General features: G+C 65.6%; 14 protein-coding genes. 13 read left to right on the top strand and 1 reads right to left on the bottom strand.

What is annotated here, in order from left to right:
* Positions 1-54 precede the first annotated feature (54 nt).
* The 7 genes from OSH07_RS04810 (at position 55) to hflX (ending at position 9,183) form a co-directional block, all read left to right on the top strand.
* Entirely contained in the window at positions 55-1,131 is a 1,077-nt protein-coding gene (locus OSH07_RS04810) for a two-component system sensor histidine kinase NtrB (RefSeq protein WP_266338169.1), read from the top strand.
* Position 1,132: 1 nt separating this feature from the next.
* On the top strand, positions 1,133-2,575 hold the full coding sequence (gene ntrC, locus OSH07_RS04815; RefSeq protein ID WP_266337486.1) for a nitrogen regulation protein NR(I): 1,443 nt from the start codon (positions 1,133-1,135) through the stop codon (positions 2,573-2,575).
* A gap of 175 nt (positions 2,576-2,750) precedes the next feature.
* On the top strand, positions 2,751-4,994 hold the full coding sequence (locus OSH07_RS04820) for a sensor histidine kinase NtrY-like (RefSeq protein ID WP_266337487.1): 2,244 nt from the start codon (positions 2,751-2,753) through the stop codon (positions 4,992-4,994).
* 14 nt (positions 4,995-5,008) lie between these two features.
* On the top strand, positions 5,009-6,373 hold the full coding sequence (ntrX, locus tag OSH07_RS04825; RefSeq protein WP_266337488.1) for a nitrogen assimilation response regulator NtrX: 1,365 nt from the start codon (positions 5,009-5,011) through the stop codon (positions 6,371-6,373).
* A 79-nt stretch (positions 6,374-6,452) separates the two neighbouring features.
* Positions 6,453-7,328, top strand: a complete 876-nt coding sequence (locus OSH07_RS04830; RefSeq protein ID WP_266337489.1) for a D-amino-acid transaminase — start codon at positions 6,453-6,455, stop codon at positions 7,326-7,328.
* A 148-nt stretch (positions 7,329-7,476) separates the two neighbouring features.
* Complete coding sequence (gene hfq, locus OSH07_RS04835) at positions 7,477-7,731, top strand: RNA chaperone Hfq (protein ID WP_018181607.1); 255 nt, start codon at positions 7,477-7,479, stop codon at positions 7,729-7,731.
* Entirely contained in the window at positions 7,732-9,183 is a 1,452-nt protein-coding gene (gene hflX, locus OSH07_RS04840) for a GTPase HflX (protein ID WP_277614164.1), read from the top strand. It begins immediately after the preceding gene.
* Positions 9,184-9,214: 31 nt separating this feature from the next.
* Here hflX and mazG read toward each other — a convergent pair whose 3' ends face one another.
* Positions 9,215-10,054: a nucleoside triphosphate pyrophosphohydrolase gene (mazG, locus tag OSH07_RS04845; protein ID WP_266337490.1), complete on the bottom strand. Its 840-nt coding sequence runs from the start codon at positions 10,052-10,054 to the stop codon at positions 9,215-9,217.
* Between the two features lie 294 nt (positions 10,055-10,348).
* On the opposite strand from mazG, the gene OSH07_RS04850 reads away from it, so the two are divergent.
* The 6 genes from OSH07_RS04850 (at position 10,349) to OSH07_RS04875 (ending at position 17,284) form a co-directional block, all read left to right on the top strand.
* Complete coding sequence (locus OSH07_RS04850; protein ID WP_266337491.1) at positions 10,349-10,558, top strand: cold-shock protein; 210 nt, start codon at positions 10,349-10,351, stop codon at positions 10,556-10,558.
* A gap of 178 nt (positions 10,559-10,736) precedes the next feature.
* Positions 10,737-11,291 carry a thermonuclease family protein gene (locus OSH07_RS04855; protein ID WP_266337492.1) on the top strand — a complete coding sequence of 185 codons (555 nt, stop codon included), beginning with the start codon at positions 10,737-10,739 and terminating at the stop codon, positions 11,289-11,291.
* Positions 11,292-11,548: 257 nt separating this feature from the next.
* Positions 11,549-12,388, top strand: a complete 840-nt coding sequence (locus tag OSH07_RS04860) for a response regulator transcription factor (RefSeq protein ID WP_266337493.1) — start codon at positions 11,549-11,551, stop codon at positions 12,386-12,388.
* 124 nt (positions 12,389-12,512) lie between these two features.
* Positions 12,513-14,783, top strand: coding sequence for a GumC family protein (locus OSH07_RS04865; RefSeq protein ID WP_266337494.1), 2,271 nt, complete (start codon positions 12,513-12,515; stop codon positions 14,781-14,783).
* 66 nt (positions 14,784-14,849) lie between these two features.
* Positions 14,850-16,037 (top strand): polysaccharide biosynthesis/export family protein, encoded by a 1,188-nt coding sequence (locus OSH07_RS04870; protein ID WP_266337495.1) that lies wholly within the window; start codon positions 14,850-14,852, stop codon positions 16,035-16,037.
* 80 nt (positions 16,038-16,117) lie between these two features.
* Positions 16,118-17,284: a glycosyltransferase gene (locus OSH07_RS04875; RefSeq protein WP_266337496.1), complete on the top strand. Its 1,167-nt coding sequence runs from the start codon at positions 16,118-16,120 to the stop codon at positions 17,282-17,284.
* Positions 17,285-17,339: the final 55 nt, after the last annotated feature.

Below are 17,339 nucleotides of genomic sequence, written 5' to 3' on the forward strand. Positions count from 1 at the left end.
AAGAACTTGGCGCCCATCGACACCAGCATCGCCAGCGGCAATGGCCCTGCATCCATGCTGCTGGACGCGCTGCCCCACCCCATCATCATGATCGACGGCGCCGGCCACGTCGCCGAGGCGAATAGCGCCGCGCAGGATTTCTTCCAGGCATCGATCGCCGTCCTGCGACGTCAGCCGCTGGAGCATTTCGTCCCTTTCGGCAGCCCGCTCCTCGCCCTGATCGAACAGGTCCGCACGCGCGGCGCCGCGGTCAACGAATATCGCGTCGATGTTGGAACGCCGCGTAACGGCGCCGACCGTATCGTCGACATCTATGCCTCGCCGGTTCCTGAGCGACCGAATGCCGTCGTCGTCCTGCTGCAGGAAAAGACGATGGCCGAGAAGATCGACCGGCAATTGACCCATCGCGGTGCCGCCCGCTCGGTCACGGGCCTGGCGGCCATGCTCGCCCACGAGATCAAGAATCCGCTTTCCGGAATTCGCGGCGCCGCGCAGCTGCTTGAATCCTCCGTCGACGACGACGACCGGGCGCTGACCCGCCTGATCTGCGACGAGACCGACCGGATCGTGAAGCTGGTCGATCGCATGGAGGTTTTCTCCGATGAGCGCCCCGTCGAGCGTGCCCCGGTCAACATCCATGTCGTGCTGGAGCATGTGAAGCGGCTGGCACAGTCCGGCTTTGCCCGCAACATCCGCATCATCGAAGAATATGACCCTTCGCTGCCGCCGGTCTACGCCAATCGCGACCAGCTGGTTCAGGTCTTCCTGAACCTCGTGAAGAACGCCGCAGAGGCGATCGGCAATGTCGACGATGGCGAGATCCTGCTCTCGACAGCCTTCAAGCCGGGCATCCGGCTTTCCGTGCCGGGCTCGACCAACCGGGTGACGCTGCCGCTGGAATTCACGGTGCGTGACAACGGGCCGGGTGTTCCTGCCGACATGCTGCCGCATCTGTTCGACCCCTTCGTCACCACCAAGACCAACGGCACGGGCCTTGGTCTGGCGCTTGTCGCCAAGATCATCGGTGACCATGGCGGCGTGATCGAATGTGACTCCCAGCAGAACCGCACCACCTTCCGGGTGCTGATGCCGGCTTTCCCGGGCGCCATGCCCGCAGACAAGGACGATTGATATGGCGAGCGGCACCATCCTCGTGGCCGATGACGATGCGGCCATCCGAACGGTTCTGAACCAGGCCCTGTCGCGGGCGGGCTACGAAGTACGGCTTACCTCGAATGCCGCGACCCTATGGCGCTGGGTCAGCCAGGGGGAGGGAGATCTGGTCATCACCGACGTGGTGATGCCGGACGAGAACGCCTTCGACCTGCTACCCCGCATGAAGCGCGCCCGACCGGAACTGCCGGTCATCGTCATGAGCGCGCAGAACACCTTCATGACGGCGATCCGCGCTTCGGAACGGGGCGCCTATGAATATCTGCCGAAGCCCTTCGACCTGAAGGAGTTGATTTCGATCGTCGGCCGGGCGCTGGCCGAGCCGAAGTTGCGCGGCAAGGACGCGCAACTGGACGACGGCAACGAGAACATCCCGCTCGTCGGCCGCTCGCCGGCCATGCAGGATATCTACCGCGTGCTGGCGCGCCTGATGCAGACGGACCTGACCGTGATGATCGCGGGCGAATCCGGTACGGGCAAGGAACTCGTCGCGCGCGCCCTGCACGATTACGGCAAGCGCCGCACCGGACCGTTCGTCGCCATCAACATGGCCGCCATCCCGCGGGACCTGATCGAAAGCGAACTCTTCGGCCACGAAAAGGGCGCGTTCACCGGCGCGCAGGCGCGCTCAGCCGGCCGCTTCGAGCAGGCCGAGGGTGGCACGCTCTTCCTCGACGAAATCGGTGACATGCCGATGGAGGCGCAGACCCGACTGCTCCGCGTCTTGCAGCAGGGCGAATACACGACGGTTGGCGGCCGCACGCCGATCAAGACCGACGTGCGCATCGTCGCCGCGACCAACAAGGACCTGCGCATCCTGATCAACCAGGGCCTGTTCCGCGAGGACCTGTTCTTCCGCCTGAACGTCGTGCCGATCCGCCTGCCGGCGCTGCGAGAGCGTTCGGAGGATATTCCTGACCTCGTCCGGCACTTCTTCGCCCTGGTGGAGAAGGAAGGCCTGCCGCACAAGCAGATCGAGACCGCCGCTGTCGAGCGCCTGAAGCGCTATCGCTGGCCGGGCAACGTCCGCGAGCTGGAAAACCTGATCCGCCGTCTGGCGGCGCTCTATCCGCAGGACACCATCACCGAGAACATCATCGACGCCGAGCTGGACCAGCCGGCCGCCGTGCTTGCCTCGAACGGGGCCGAGATGGAAGACACGTTGATGAGCTCGGTCGAGCGGCATCTCTCGACCTATTTCCACGGTTTCGGCGACGGATTGCCGCCACCCGGCCTTTATCACCGCATTTTGCGCGACGTCGAATACCCGCTGATCAGCACCGCGCTGGCGGCCACGCGCGGCAACCAGATCAAGGCGGCGGAGCTTCTCGGCGTTAATCGTAACACGCTGCGCAAGAAGATCCGTGATCTCGACGTCCAGGTGATCCGCAACTCGCGCTGACAACCCCGGGATGGCGGGCGGGCTGTTGCTCGCTCGCCACAATGCTGTTGCAATTCGGTCCCAGGGTCCGGTTCATGAAGGGCTCATACGACCGAAATAGAATCAGCCGGGCTTGTCGATTCGACGGGGGCGCGAGGTGATCGCAACCGCCGGACCAACGCGGCCAGCCGCTGAAATGAACGACGTTTCCGAGCGCCGTCGGCGTCGTTTCACGCTGCGCGCAGCGGGCTACATCACCGTCATTCTGGCGCTGACCTGCGCCTGCTTCAGCTTCTTCCTGTTGATGGGGCTGACGCCGATCCAGCCTTCCGAGCAGGTTGTCTTCTGGGCGCTGGCCGTCAACGGCCTGCTGACGGGCCTGCTGGTCATAGAACTCGTGCTGGAAGTGGCGCTGCTGATCCGCGCCCGGCGGCGCGGGCGCGCCGCGGCCAGGCTCCATATCCGTATTGTCGGCCTGTTCAGCATCGTTGCGGTCGTGCCGGCGATCCTCATCGCCGTCGTCGCCTCGATCACCCTCAATCGCGGTCTGGATCACTGGTTCTCCGAGCGCACGCGCGCCATCGTCGCCACTTCGCTGTCGATCGCGCAGGCCTATGCCGAAGAGCACGCCCGGACGCTGAAAGTCGATATTCTCGGGCTCAAGTCGGATTTCGAGCGCGCGCAGACGCTGCTGGAGCAGAATCCGGACAGATTCCAGGCATTCATGAACTCGATCGCGGCGTTGCGCGGCATTCCGGGCGTTTTCCTGGTCAAGCCGGACGGCTCGTTGATCGCGCAGGCGAATTTCCAGTTTTCGACCAACTACCTGCCGCCGCCTATCGACGCGCTGAACCGGGCCGCCAAGGCCGGTTCCGATCCCATCCTGATCGCGCCCGGCGCGACCAACGTCGTCGGCGCCATAGCGCGCCTCGACAACTACACCGACGTCTATCTCTACATCACCCGCGAGATCGACCCGAAGGTCATTCGTTACATCTCGGACACGACCGCGAGCGTGAACGAGTACAAGAGCCTTGAGGCCACCCGTTGGGGCATCCAGATCGCCTTCGGGCTCCTCTATCTTGGATTGGCGCTCGTGGTGCTGCTTTCGGCCGTCTGGCTCGGCATCGGCTTCGCCAATAGGCTCGTCGCGCCGATCCGGCGCCTGATCGATGCCGCCGACGAGATCGGACGCGGCAATCTCGAAGTGCATGTGCCGTTCCGTAGCGCTGACGGCGATCTCGGCGCGCTGGGCGCGACCTTCAATACGATGACGACCGAGCTGCGTAACCAGCGGTACGAGCTAGTCGCCGCCAGCGAGCAGATCGACAGCCGCCGTCGGTTCACCGAGGCGGTTCTGGCCGGCGTTAGCGCCGGCGTGGTCGGCATCGATGCGCAGGGCGTGGTCACGATTGCCAATCGCGGCGCCATGCGGCTTCTCGGACTGCACGACAGCGCGCCGATCGGACAATCGGTGAGCGAGGTGGCGCCGGAGCTGAAGAACGTGGTCCAGGCCTCGCTGAACGAGCCGCATCGCGCGGAGCATCGCGACCAGGTTTCCGTCGTGCGCGACGGCCGCGAGCGGACAGTGAACGTCCGCGTCACGACCGAGGAATCCGACACGGCCGAGCATGGCTACGTTATCACCCTCGACGACATCACCGACCTTGTTTCCGCGCAGCGTAGCGCCGCGTGGGCCGATATCGCCCGTCGCATCGCGCATGAGATCAAGAACCCGCTGACGCCGATCCAGCTTTCGGCCGAGCGCCTCAAGCGCCGCTTCGGCAAGCACATCGTCGAAGGGCGCGAAATCTTCGACCAGTGCACAGACACGATCGTTCGCCAGGTGGGCGATATCGGACGCATGGTGGACGAGTTCTCGTCTTTCGCGCGGATGCCGAAGCCGACCTTCGAAGAGCGCAATCTCGGCGAGGCGGCGCGCGAGGCGGTGTTCCTCATGGAAGTCGCCAATCCGAACATCGCCTTCGAGGTCGATCTTCCGGAGGAACCGCTGATCGGCCGCTTCGATCCGCGTCTGATCTCGCAGGCCTTCACCAACCTGGTGAAGAACGCCACCGAGGCGATCGAAGCACTGCCGCCGGAGCAGGCTGTCGGCGCCAAGATCACGGTCCGGGGCAGGATCGAAGGCGAATCGAACATCGTCGAATTCATCGATACGGGCATCGGCCTGCCGAATGAAAACCGGCATCGCCTGCTCGAGCCGTATATGACGACCCGCGAGAAGGGCACCGGCCTCGGCCTCGCGATCGTCAGCAAGATCATTGAGGAACATGGCGGGCAGCTCGATCTGCTCGATTCGCCCGCCGTCGCCACAGGGGGGCGCGGGGCCATGGTGCGGATCACGCTGCCAAGGCCCCATCATGACGGCGGCGATGGCAGCGCTGCCGCAGATCACCAGACCAATCCCGTAGACGCCTGACGAAGATAGAGATCATGCCGTCCGATATTCTGATCATCGATGATGAAGCTGACATCCGCGGGCTCGTTGCCGGTATCCTCGAGGACGAGGGACATGGCACCCGTACCGCAGGCGATACCGACACCGCGCTGGCCGAAATCGAAAAGCGCCGTCCGACCCTGATCTTCCTCGACATCTGGCTGACCGGCAGCCGGATCGACGGTCTGACCCTGCTCGACATCATCAAGGGCCAGCATCCCGACCTGCCGGTGGTGATGATTTCCGGCCATGGCAACATCGAGACTGCGGTCTCCGCCATCCGGCGCGGCGCCTATGACTACATCGAGAAGCCGTTCAAGGCCGACAGCCTGCTGATGATCGCCGAGCGGGCGCTGGAGGCATCCAAGCTTCGCCGCGAAGTCCGCGACCTCCGCGAGCGGGCCGGCGACGCCGGCCGGCTGATCGGATCCTCGATCGCCATGAGCCATCTGCGCCAGACGATCGAGCGCGTGGCGCCGACCAACAGCCGGATCATGATCTCGGGCCCGTCGGGCTCGGGCAAGGAACTGGTGGCGCGCGCCATCCACGCGTCGTCGCTGCGCATGGATGGTCCGTTCGTGGTGCTGAATGCGGCGGCGATCACGCCCGACCGCATGGAGCATGAGCTGTTCGGTACCGAGAACGGCACCGGGGCCGCCCGCAGCGTCGGCGCGCTCGAGGAAGCGCATGGGGGCACGCTGTATCTCGACGAGATCGCCGACATGCCGCGCGAGACGCAGGGCAAGATCCTGCGCGTGCTGATCGACCAGAGCTTCCAGCGCGTCAACGGCACGGCCAAGGTCAATGTCGACGTCCGCATCATTTCCTCGACCGCGCGGGACCTCGAGCACGAGATTTCGGAAGGCAGCTTCCGCGAGGATCTGTTCCACCGTCTCTCGGTCGTGCCGCTGCGGGTCCCGGCTCTCGCCGAGCGTCGCGACGACGTCCCGGAACTGGTCAATCACTTCATCGAGCAGATCTCCCGCTCGACGGGCCTGCCGATCCGAACCGTCGGCTCGGACGCTCTCGCCGTTCTGCAGGCGCATGACTGGCCTGGCAATATCCGCCAGCTTCGCAACAACATCGAGCGCCTGTTGATTCTGGCGCGTGGTGACGAGAGTCAGGCCATCTCCGCCGACATGCTGCCGCCGGAAGTCGGCGAGATGCTGCCCACCACGCCCAATCGCGGCGGCGAGCACCTGATGTCGCTGCCGCTGCGGGATGCGCGCGAGATCTTCGAGCGCGAATATCTGACGGCACAGGTGAACCGCTTCGGGGGCAACATCTCGCGCACGGCGGAGTTCGTGGGCATGGAGCGCTCGGCGCTGCATCGCAAGTTGAAATCGCTCGGCGTTGGTTGACGCGGCAGCCCTTGCGCTGTCCGATAGCGGCCCCGCTCGCGGGACCGATGCCTGATTCTAACCGCCCTGCAGGAATGCCATGTCGCGCTTCGCCTATGTGAACGGCCTCTATCTCCGTCATGCGGAGGCCGTCGTTCACGTCGAGGATCGCGGCTACCAGTTCGCGGATGGCGTCTATGAAGTCTGCGAAATCCGCAATGGCCGGCTGATAGACGAGGCGCTGCACATGGCGCGGCTGGAGCGCTCGCTCCGGGAGCTTCGCATCACGATGCCCATGAGCCTGCCCGCGCTCGGCGTGGTGATGCGAGAAGTGGTGCGCCGCAACCGGGTGCGCGAAGGCTTGGTCTATCTGCAGGTCACGCGCGGCGTGGCGCCGCGCAACCATCTGTTCCCAGCCGAGGGCACGCCGCCGTCGATCGTGGTCACCGCGAAATCCGCGCCGAGCCGCGCCGGCGACAGCAAGGCGGAGAAGGGCGTTTCTGTCATCAGCGTGCCCGACAATCGCTGGGAGCGGGTTGATATCAAGACCGTGTCGCTGTTGCCGAACGTGCTGGCCAAGCAGGCGGCGAAGGAGGCGGGTGCCTATGAGGCCTGGTTCGTCGATGCCGATGGCATGGTGACCGAGGGCTCTTCGACCAATGCGTGGATCGTGACGGCCGATGGCAAGCTGGTCACGCGTCCGGCCGAGAGCGGGATCCTGCGCGGAATTACCCGCACGGTCCTGTTCGAGGTGGCGAAAGCCGCCGGTTACCGGATCGAGGAGCGGCCGTTCAGCATCGCGGAAGCGCAGGCCGCGCGTGAGGCATTCTTCACGGCGGCAACGGCGGTCGTGATGCCGGTCGTAGAACTCGACGGCAAGCCGATCGCCAATGGCGCGCCCGGCACGATCGCGACGGAATTGCGCCGTCGTTTCCATGAGTTCGCGGCTGTGGCGCCGGCCCGTTCGCACGGTTGAAAACTTGCAACGGGATGCCCACTGCTACAGGGCTGGTTCGATTTCTTGGATGACGCGAAGCGATTATCCGGGCAAAGTGAAGGCAAGGCTGGATCGCATCCGGCCCTCGGGACGATAGTCCCCAACAACGGCAAGCGTGAGAGATAGAATGGCAGAACGCGCACAGAATCTTCAGGACACGTTTCTCAACCACGTCCGGAAGAGCAAGATTCCACTGACGATTTTTCTGGTGAACGGCGTCAAGCTGCAAGGCATCGTAACCTGGTTCGACAATTTCTGCGTGCTGTTGCGTCGGGATGGCCATTCCCAGCTCGTCTACAAGCACGCCATCTCCACCATCATGCCGGGCGCACCCGTCCAGCTCTTCGAGCCGGGCGAAGAGGGCGAACGGCCGGGAGCCTGATTGACCGACCATTCTGATCTGCCGGAAGGCGCCGAAGGGCCCGAGGCAAGCGATACTCATATCGAAACAAAGCGCATTCCCGAGCGCACCCTGGTTCTCGTGCCGGTTCGTCCGGCACGGACGCGGCGTCACGAAGGGGATCCCCGCAGCGCCCCGCGCAGCTCGGCTGCTCGCGTAGAAGAAGCCATCGGCCTCGCTCTGGCGATCGAACTCGACGTCGTCGAGGGCATTGCCGTGCCCCTGCCGATGTACAAGCCGGCGACCCTGTTCGGTTCGGGCAAGGTGATGGAAATCGCGCAGCGTGTGGCGGCCGATCATGTCGGCCTCGTCATCGTCGACCATGCGCTGACGCCGGTGCAGCAGCAGAACCTCGAAAAGGAATGGGGCACCAAGGTTATCGACCGCACGGGCCTTATCCTCGAGATCTTTGGCGAACGGGCGCAGACGCGGGAAGGCACGCTTCAGGTCGAGCTGGCGCATCTGAATTACCAGAAGAGCCGGCTGGTCCGCAGCTGGACCCACCTTGAGCGTCAGCGTGGCGGCTTCGGCTTCCTCGGCGGCCCCGGTGAAACTCAGATCGAGGCCGACCGGCGCGCCCTGCAGGAACGCATCACGCGGATCGAACACGAGCTGGAAACCGTGGTGCGGACCCGCCGTCTGCAGCGCGAGAACCGCCGCAAGATCCCGCATCCGATCGTGGCGCTCGTCGGCTACACCAATGCCGGCAAGTCGACCCTGTTCAACACGCTGACCCAGTCCGAGATTTTCGCCAAGGACCTGTTGTTCGCGACGCTCGACCCGACCCTGCGCCGGCTCAAGCTGCCGCATGGGACCGAGGCGATCCTGTCGGATACGGTGGGTTTCATTTCCGATCTGCCGACCCATCTCGTCGCCGCCTTCCGCGCGACGCTGGAAGAGGTGATCGAGGCGACGCTGATCCTGCATGTGCGCGATATCGCGCATGAAGACAGCGAGGCGCAGGCGCGTGACGTCATGTCCGTGCTGGAGCAGCTTGGCGTCGAGGTCGGCAAGACCGACCGCCTGATCGAAGTCTGGAACAAGATCGACCTGATGCCGCCGGATGCACGACCCGCAGGACGCATCCACACAGAGAAGGGCAAGCCGGCCATCGTGCCGATCTCCGCCCTGACCGGGGAGGGCGTGAGCACGCTGCTGGATCTCGTCGAGCAGCGGCTGAATGAAGACCGTCCGGTCTACTCGCTGTCCCTGAGCGGTAATGCGTTGGGAAGGCTTCATCGGCTCTACGATCTCGGCGAGGTGCTATCGCGCGAGGATCTGGAGGACGGCACCACCGTCGCGCGAATCCGTGTCGCCGAGAAGAACGAGCCGGCCTTTCATCGCGAGTTCCCTGGCGCCAAGCTGGTGCACGAGACCGAGAAGGCCAAGGCGGAGAAAGACCCGCAGCCCTGGGATCCGATCCGGAAGTCATGAGAGGCTGCGCCGCTCTGCCGGCGCGGCCTCTCTACCGCGTCTCGCGCGGACGCGACTTGGCCTCGACCCAGAGCGCCTCCATTTCATCGAGACTGGCTTCGGCGGGGCTGCGGCCCTTCGCGGCCAGGCTCGCCTCGATATGGCGGAAGCGGTGGCGGAATTTCTCGTTGGTGCCGCGAAGCGCCGCATCGGGGTCGACCTCGGCGTGGCGGGCAAGGTTGGCGACAGCGAACAGCAGGTCGCCGATCTCATCCTGAACCCGATCCTTGGAGACCGTCGCACGGTCGAGTTCCTGCTCGATCTCGGCGACCTCTTCCTTGATCTTGTCGAGCACGGCGCGCGGGTCGTTCCAGTCAAACCCGACCGTGCCGGCCTTCTGCTGGATCTTGACGGCACGGGCCAACGTCGTCATGCCGACCGGCACGTCGTCGAGCAGGCTGACCGGCTCGGTGTCGGATTGTCCTGCCTGATGCCGTTTCTCGGCCCGTAGGCGCTTCTCCTCCGCCTTTATCTTCTCCCAGAAGCCCTTGGCGGCCCCGGCGCTGCGCGCATCCTCGCTGCCGAACACATGCGGGTGCCTCCGGATCATCTTCGAGGTGATGGCCATGACGACGTCGCCGAAGGCGAAAGCGCCGACTTCCTCGGCCATGCGGGCATGGTAGACGACCTGCAGCAGCAGATCGCCGAGCTCTTCCTCGAGATCGACAAGATCGTTGCGCTCGATCGCGTCGGCAACCTCGTAGGCTTCCTCGATCGTGTAGGGGGCGATCGACTGAAAATCCTGCACCTTGTCCCAGGAGCATCCCGTCACCGGATCGCGCAGCGCCTCCATGATCTCGATCAGGCGGGCAATGTCACGGGATGGTTGCATGTGAGGGTCCTTGCTCGGGCCACGAGGCGCCGCGAAGCCAGTCCGAAGGCCAAGCTGCAGGCGATCGGAAAAGCTTCAAATTTGTTTCAAAATCACCGCCGGCGGGAGGGCGGTGCATGATCGCATCACGGGTTTGTCGTTTTGTTCGTTTCAGCCTATATGGACTGTATTCGAAAGTTTAGCTCTGCCTTGATATAGCCCACACGGCTCGTCCCAAGACATCGCTGGAACTCGGATCGGCCGCTGCGGCGTCCGCGCGGCCACGGCCACGGCAATGCACAAAGGACAAGAGAAATGGCAACTGGAACCGTCAAGTTTTTCAATACCGAGAAGGGCTATGGCTTCATTCAGCAGGATGGCGGCGGCCCCGACGTCTTCGTACACATCAGCGCCGTCGAGCGTTCTGGCATGCGCGCTCTGGTCGAAGGCCAGAAGCTGAGCTTCGACGTCGAGCCGGATCGTCGTAGCGGCAAGTCGGCCGCCGCGAATCTTCGCAGCGCCTGAGCCAATTCGCTTTGGTTCAAGACGGGTCCGGCGTCATCGCGCCGGACCCGTTTCTTTTTGGGGCGAGCATTCTGACCGGCCAGTCGGAGCGAGATCTCGTCTTGCCCACGCCAGGTAGCGGACAGCGAAGCCCTTCAAGCCAATCGCCGATTGATTCAGCCTCCAGCGGACGCTGTACATGAGACGCGCCCGGAACCGCCGCAGCAAATCGCCGCCCCTGGTCTTCCTGGTCCTGCTGGTGCTGGGCCTCCTTCTGATCGGCTATATCGACCAGACATTGCGCGAGATCCACGCGGCGGATGGCTCGGTCGTCTTGGTTCGCGATGGCGATTCGCTCGCCATCGACCGTGCCGAACTACGCCTCTACGGCATTGACGCGCCGGAGTTGCGCCAGACCTGCGCCGACGCGAAAGACGAGCCCTGGCGCTGCGGCGAGGCCGCCAAGTCAGCCTTGAGCCAGATCGTGTCGCGGGGCGGCCTGCGCTGCTCGCCGCGCGTCCGTGACCGCTTTGGCCGCGAGGTGGCCACCTGTCGCGTCAACGGCCTAGACGACGTCGGCGCCGCTATGCTCCGCGCCGGCTTCGCCGTTGTCTTCGGCACCGCGCCGGATGGCGACTATCAGTCTGCCGAAACGGCAGCCAGGGTCGCCAAGCGCGGCATCTGGCAGGGCGGCTTCATGCCGCCGGCCGAATGGCGGCACCAGCACCCGAGGCCCGACGGCGGCCACGACTGAGCCGGAAAGCGCTTCCTCCCGCATCGACGGAAATCGCCGTTCAAGCAGACCACAGAGACCGTCTGGATGGCACTTGGCCCTTTCAGATTGGCCACCCGACGCCCAGGGGCACTGCCGAGATTTGGCACAACCATACAACCAATGATTCAAGAGAATGCGTTCTTAGGGTTGCATTCGTCTTGTGGTGGTTGTATAGGGTTGCATATACCGCAATGCCGATAAGCCATTTTCATCTGGTCATCCAAATGGAGCCGGGCATGAGGAATAGCGAACCCGTTCAATTGCCGGGGCTGGAAGCATCGCCGTCGGCTCCTCCTTCATCCAGATTGACGATCGCCCTGATCGACCGCAGGGCGCTGGAGCGAGAATGTCTGGCGCGAGGCCTGCTTTCCGGTCAACCCAGCCTCGATATCCTTGACTTCAGCACGGTTGAGGAGTGGATCCGCAAGGGCTCGGATCATGACGGCGTCTCTGCGGTCCTTGTGAGCCTTGGCGGGCAGGGCGTCGATGAGCCGTCGGTGGGAGCCGCGCTTGCGGCCTTGGAGCGCGAGCGGGCCGGGATACCGGTCATCGTGCTCGCCGACCGTGAGGAAGCGAGCCAGGTTCTGATGGCGCTCGATCGCGGCGCCCGGGGATATATCCCGTCCAGCATCGGCCTCCGCGTCGTGATGGAGGTGGTCAATCTGGTCCGGGCAGGAGGCACCTACGTTCCGGCGAGCAGCCTGATTGCCTCGCGCGAGATCATCCTGGCACCGGAGGACTGCGCGCAGGATGACCCGCTCGACGATCTGCTGACCCCGCGCCAGGCGGCTGTCGCCGCGGCGTTGCGACAGGGCAAGGCCAACAAGATCATCGCCTATGAGCTCAAGCTCAGCGAAAGCACGGTCAAGGTTCACATCCGGGCCATCATGCGAAAGCTGCAGGCCCACAACCGAACCGAAGTCGCCTTCAAGCTTAACAGCCTTTCGACGGCCGGACGGGCCACGGCGCGCCTATTCAATCTTCCCGCCAATCGCGAGGGCGGCGGTGCGAACATCCGTCTGCGATCGCTTCTGGATCCCAATCCGGAGCCGTCGCCGGCAAGCGCCTACGGCTAGCCATTCTGTTTCGACATTCGCCCGGCCGCATTCCGAGAACCGCGCCCGCCCATCGAGCGTCAGTCAGGCAGTCTCCACGCCTTCGAGCCGCCTCGGGTGCATCTGCGGATAGTCTTCAGAGGTCATGATGATCGTCCAGAGCACGCCTTCCATGGGGCGGGAACACCTGGCGCTGCGCGATATCGGCGCCCTGCTGCGGCGGCGGGCCGTCTGGCTCGCCCTGCTTGCAACCACCGGCCTCGGCCTTGGCGCAGCGCTATATGCCAGACAGCCCAGGCTATATCGCGCCGAGGCCGTCCTCGCCCTCGACGTGCGCCGCATTCAGGGCATGCCGATCGACCAGGTCGTCACACCATTGCCGCCTGAGAACCCCGTGCTGCGCACCGAACTGGACCGCATCGGCTCCCGCATCATGGCGCGCCGCGTGCTGGCGAAGCTCGCAGAGGAGGGCGTCGATCCGTTCCCTCTCTCTGCGACGGGGCCCGCCGCGAAGCGATTGGACGCGGCCGAGACGCAGGGTTCTGAGACCGGGGGCGTTCCAACCGCACGGCCACGCTCGCAATCTTCCGGTATAAGCGCGGCGGACAAGATGGGCGCAGCGCTAGAAGATCGACTTCGCTCCGGTCTCAAGGTGGTCAATGACGGCCATTCTTACACGATCTACATCGCCTACACCGCCGAGGATCCCGCCGTCGCCGCGCGGGTCGCCAACAGCTATTCGCAGGCCTATCTCGACTATCAGGACGATGTGCAGATGGAGGCGACGCGGCGCGTCAGCGACTGGCTGTCCGATCGTCTCAAGGTGCTCGCAGCGCGCCTGGAGCGTTCGGAGCAGGTCGCAGAACGATTTCGCGCCTCGTCCGGATTGCAGGAGATCGACGGCGTCACCCTCGCGGCGCAGCAACTGAGCGCGCTCAACGCGGAACTGATCGCGGCGCGCGCCGCCCATGCCACGGCCGAGGCGCGCGAAAAGACGGCAGCGCGCCTTGCCGCCGACAGCAACGGTCTCGACAGCTTCAGTGAAGTCCTTGGCTCGCCGATCATTCAGCAGCTGCGCGCCAGCCAGGCCCAGTTCGAGCGCCGCCTGCGTGTGCTGAAGGATACGGGCATCGCACAGAGTCCCGAGATTCCCGCCCTCCAGGCCGAACTGGAGGCGGTGCGCCGGCAGATCGACCAGGAGGTCGACCACATCCTCGCCAGCCTTCGCAACGAGATCGATGCCGCAGCCCGGCGTGTCGCCTCGCTGGAGGAGGAACTTCGCATTGCCCAGGCGAATTACGGTGCTTTGGATCTGGCGCGGGTGAAGCTGGACGCGCTGACTCGCGAGGCAAATGCCGACCGGGCCGTTTATGAGAGCCTGCTCGGTCGCTCGAAGCAGATCGTCGACCAGAACGGGCTGGTGGATCCCGGCGTGCGCCTTATCTCCGAGGCGACGGCGCCGAGCCGGCCGTTCGGTCTCCGTCTCGGCCCCGCCCTGGCGCTGGGCCTGCTCGGTGGCGCTGCCGGCGGGCTCGGCCTGGCATTCATCCTCGAACGACTCGACGATCGCGTGCGCTCGCGACGGGCGATCGAGGCCGCGACGGGCGTCGCGGTCCTGGGCTCGCTGCCTATCCTGCCCTGGCGCGTCCGCCGCAGAACGGCGGGGATCTGGGCACAGCCGCCGGGGCATGCCTTCGCCGAGGCGATCGCCAGCCTGCAATGGATGCTGCGCCTTGCGCCGGCGACCCGCCGCTCGGCCACCTTCGTCGTCACCTCGGCCGTGCCGGGAGAGGGCAAGACCACGGTGGCGCTGGCGCTGGCCCGTTCCGTGGCGCTGGCCGGGAGATCCGTCGTTCTCGTCGATGCGGATCCCTACCGGCAGGGACTGAGCCGGATGGCTTTGCCGCGGCGGCACCGATCCGATCCCATGAATGGACTCGACGCGTATTTCCGGGGGAGCGCGGGGATCGATGACATTCTCACCCGCGACCCGGCGACGCCGCTGCAGGTCGTGCTCGGTCTCGGGCCTGGCGCCGACACGAAGGAGCAGCTTGAAGGCGCGGGAATGAAGCGGCTTGTCGAGCAGTTGCGTGAGCGCTTCGACGTGGTGATCCTCGACGCCCCGCCCGCGCTCACCACCCCCGACGCGGCTCGGATCGGCAGTGTCGTCGATGCCGTCCTCTTTCTCGTCCGTTGGGAGAGCACGCCTCAGGAAGCCGTGCTCGCCGCGCTTCAGAAGCTGGCCCTTTGCGGTGTCCCCGTACCGGCGCTCATCCTCAACCAGGTGGCGCGCCGTGCACATCAAAGCTATGACGCATCGCGGGCAGCGATCCGCGAGAGGCGCCTGACGAAATCGAGCCTTGGCCGCTTCGCCGACATGGCGGATCGGCCCGGCGCGCAGATCCGGGAGGCCTAGATGCGCAGCATACTCCAGATCCTGCGGCGCGGCGGACTGCCTGCCTGGATCGCCGGGATGCTCTTCGTGGCCGATGGCGCGCTGGCGCAGGAGCCCTACAGGCTGGGCGCCGGCGACGTGCTGCAGATCACCGTCTTCGGCCAGCAGGAGCTGAGCGGCCGCTTTGCCATCGGTCCGGATGGCGCCATCCGCTATCCCCGGCTCGGGCGGATCGAGATGACGGAGTTGACGCCGGAAGAGGCGTCACAGCGCCTCACCGATGGGCTAGCCGGACGAATTCCCGCCGACCAGACGGTGACGATCGATGTCGTCAGCCATGCTCCCGTCTTCGTCACGGGCGATATCCAGGCACCCGGCCGCTTCGAATACAGACCCGGGATGATCGTGCTGGAGCTGGTTGCGCTGGGCGGCGGACTGCGCCGGCCAGCCAGCCCTGTGACTGGGGCGGCGCTGCAATTGCTGGCGCTTCGGCAGGATCTGGCCGACGAGAGGCTCACCCGCTGGTCGCAACGGGTCGAGCGAGGGCGCCTCGAGGCCGAGGTGAAGGCCGCGGACTTCGATGACAGAGGACTGGTCGTCTCCGGTGCGCCGCGCGACATGGTGGAGGCAGAATCCACGCTGTTCCGTGTGCGCAAGGATGCGATCGCTGCGCAGGAGGAGGCTTCCGAGGCGCAGCGGCGCACCCTCGACGAAGAGATCAACACCCTGCAACAAAGCCTCAAGCTGCATGACCGCGACCTGGTCCTGATCGCGCAGGATGTTGGCGCCACCCAGCAGCTCGCCGACCAGGGGCTCACGGCCTATTCGCGTCTGCGCGACAGCCAGCGCCAGCAATCCGCCCTGAAGCGCGACAGGCTCGAGGTGATCGGCCTGCTCGCCCGCGCCCGGCAGAACCGGCTGGAGGTCGATCAGCGGGCCGCGGCGCTGACGGAGACGCGGGCCGCGGAGAGCGCGGCGGCGTTGCGCGCCGTCGAGCTGGCCGCCGCCCGGACGGAGCAACGTATCGCCTCGCTCACCGCCAGCGTCGCGGCCGCCAATGACGATCTGGAAACGGGTAGCGTGCGGCGGGTCCCAGACGCGACCTATGCCGTCGTCCGCACGACCCGCAACGGAACGACGCAGATCCGCGTCGGCGAGCAGGATCGCCTGCAGCCGGGCGACATCCTGACCGTGGATCGGCATCTGGACGAGCTGGAAACGGCGCCACGCGCCTCCAGTCGGCCGGCGCTACCGGAATATGTTCCGACACATTGAAGGGGAGAGAGCCGATGTTCAGCAGTTCCATCGCGCGACCAGAACCCCAGCTGACTTCGCCGATCCGGGTCATCCAGGTGATGGCGCATCTGTCGCGAAAATCGGGTGGCGTGTTCGAGGCCGTCGCTGGGCTGGCGCCGGCGCTGCATGCCCGGCCCGGGGTAGAGGTCGGCGTCTACGGGCTCGATCATCCTGCCCTCGATCGCGATCGGCTGAGTGAGCGGGACGTTCCGGCCCGCGCCTTTGCCGTGAGCGGCCCGGCCGCCTTCGGCTATGCGCCGGAACTCGGCCGGGCATTGCGCGCAAGCCCGCCCGACCTGATGCATGTGCACGGGCTCTGGATGTATCCCTCGGTCGCCGGCATGTCTTGGTCGGGACGTCGCATGCCCTATGTCGTAACCCCACACGGCATGCTGGATCCCTGGGCGCTCGCGCATCGGCGATGGAAGAAGCAACTTGCCGGACTGGCCTTCGAGCGGCGGCACCTCCGCGGCGCGGCCTGCCTGCATGCGCTCTGCGCCTCGGAACGCGTAGCGATCCGCGCCGCCGGTCTCGTCAATCCGGTCTGTGTCATCCCGAACGGCGTCGACCTCGCGCGGGAAGATCGGGGAAGCGAGCCGCCGCCCTGGCGCCGCCAAGTGCCGGAGCAGGCCCGAATCCTCCTCTTCCTCGGTCGGCTGGCGCCACAGAAGGGCATTCCGGACCTGCTGCGCGGCCTCGTCTCGGCGAGGGCCGAGGTGAGTTCGGGAGCATCGCAGCGAGAATGGCATCTCGTCATCGCCGGCTGGGGCGAAGACGGCTATCGCGACGAGTTGCAGCGCCTCGTCGGCGAACTGGAACTGAGAGATGCGGTTCATTTCGTCGGGCCGCAATTTGGCGACGCCAAGGCACGGAGTTTCGCTGTCGCTGAAGCCTTCGTGCTGCCTTCGGTCAGCGAGGGCTTGCCGATCGCCGTGCTCGAAGCCTGGGCGGCGAGGCTGCCGGTGGTGATGACGTCGCGATGCAATCTGGAGTCGGGCTTTGAACATGGGGCGGCGTTGCGGATCGAGCCGGAGCCAGGGAACATCGCGGTCGGGCTTCGACAACTATTCGCTCTCTCTGATGATGAGCGCCGGGCGATCGGCGCGCGGGGCGCGGAACTCGTCGCGCAGCGCTTTTCCTGGTCCGGAGCGGCGCGGGACATGGAGGCCGTCTATCGCTGGGTGCTTGGCCGGGGCGAGCGGCCAGACACCGTCGATCTCTCATGAGCCGCCTCGAAGCCGGGCCTTGCCTCTCTCGCGGCCAGCCGCTGCCTGCCCTGGA

It is taken from the genome of Kaistia nematophila (assembly GCF_026343855.1).
In the GTDB taxonomy this organism is placed as follows: domain Bacteria; phylum Pseudomonadota; class Alphaproteobacteria; order Rhizobiales; family Kaistiaceae; genus Kaistia; species Kaistia nematophila.

Excerpts from the sequence above, each read along its gene's own strand:
- OSH07_RS04810 (WP_266338169.1), top strand. The coding sequence starts at position 55 with ATGCTGCTGGACGCGCTGCCCCACCCCATCATCATGATCGACGGCGCC.
- ntrC (WP_266337486.1), top strand. The coding sequence starts at position 1,133 with ATGGCGAGCGGCACCATCCTCGTGGCCGATGACGATGCGGCCATCCGA.
- OSH07_RS04820 (WP_266337487.1), top strand. The coding sequence starts at position 2,751 with ATGAACGACGTTTCCGAGCGCCGTCGGCGTCGTTTCACGCTGCGCGCA.
- ntrX (WP_266337488.1), top strand. The coding sequence starts at position 5,009 with ATGCCGTCCGATATTCTGATCATCGATGATGAAGCTGACATCCGCGGG.
- OSH07_RS04830 (WP_266337489.1), top strand. The coding sequence starts at position 6,453 with ATGTCGCGCTTCGCCTATGTGAACGGCCTCTATCTCCGTCATGCGGAG.
- hfq (WP_018181607.1), top strand. The coding sequence starts at position 7,477 with ATGGCAGAACGCGCACAGAATCTTCAGGACACGTTTCTCAACCACGTC.
- mazG (WP_266337490.1), bottom strand. The coding sequence starts at position 10,054 with ATGCAACCATCCCGTGACATTGCCCGCCTGATCGAGATCATGGAGGCG.
- OSH07_RS04850 (WP_266337491.1), top strand. The coding sequence starts at position 10,349 with ATGGCAACTGGAACCGTCAAGTTTTTCAATACCGAGAAGGGCTATGGC.
- OSH07_RS04855 (WP_266337492.1), top strand. The coding sequence starts at position 10,737 with ATGAGACGCGCCCGGAACCGCCGCAGCAAATCGCCGCCCCTGGTCTTC.
- OSH07_RS04860 (WP_266337493.1), top strand. The coding sequence starts at position 11,549 with ATGAGGAATAGCGAACCCGTTCAATTGCCGGGGCTGGAAGCATCGCCG.
- OSH07_RS04865 (WP_266337494.1), top strand. The coding sequence starts at position 12,513 with ATGATGATCGTCCAGAGCACGCCTTCCATGGGGCGGGAACACCTGGCG.
- OSH07_RS04875 (WP_266337496.1), top strand. The coding sequence starts at position 16,118 with ATGGCGCATCTGTCGCGAAAATCGGGTGGCGTGTTCGAGGCCGTCGCT.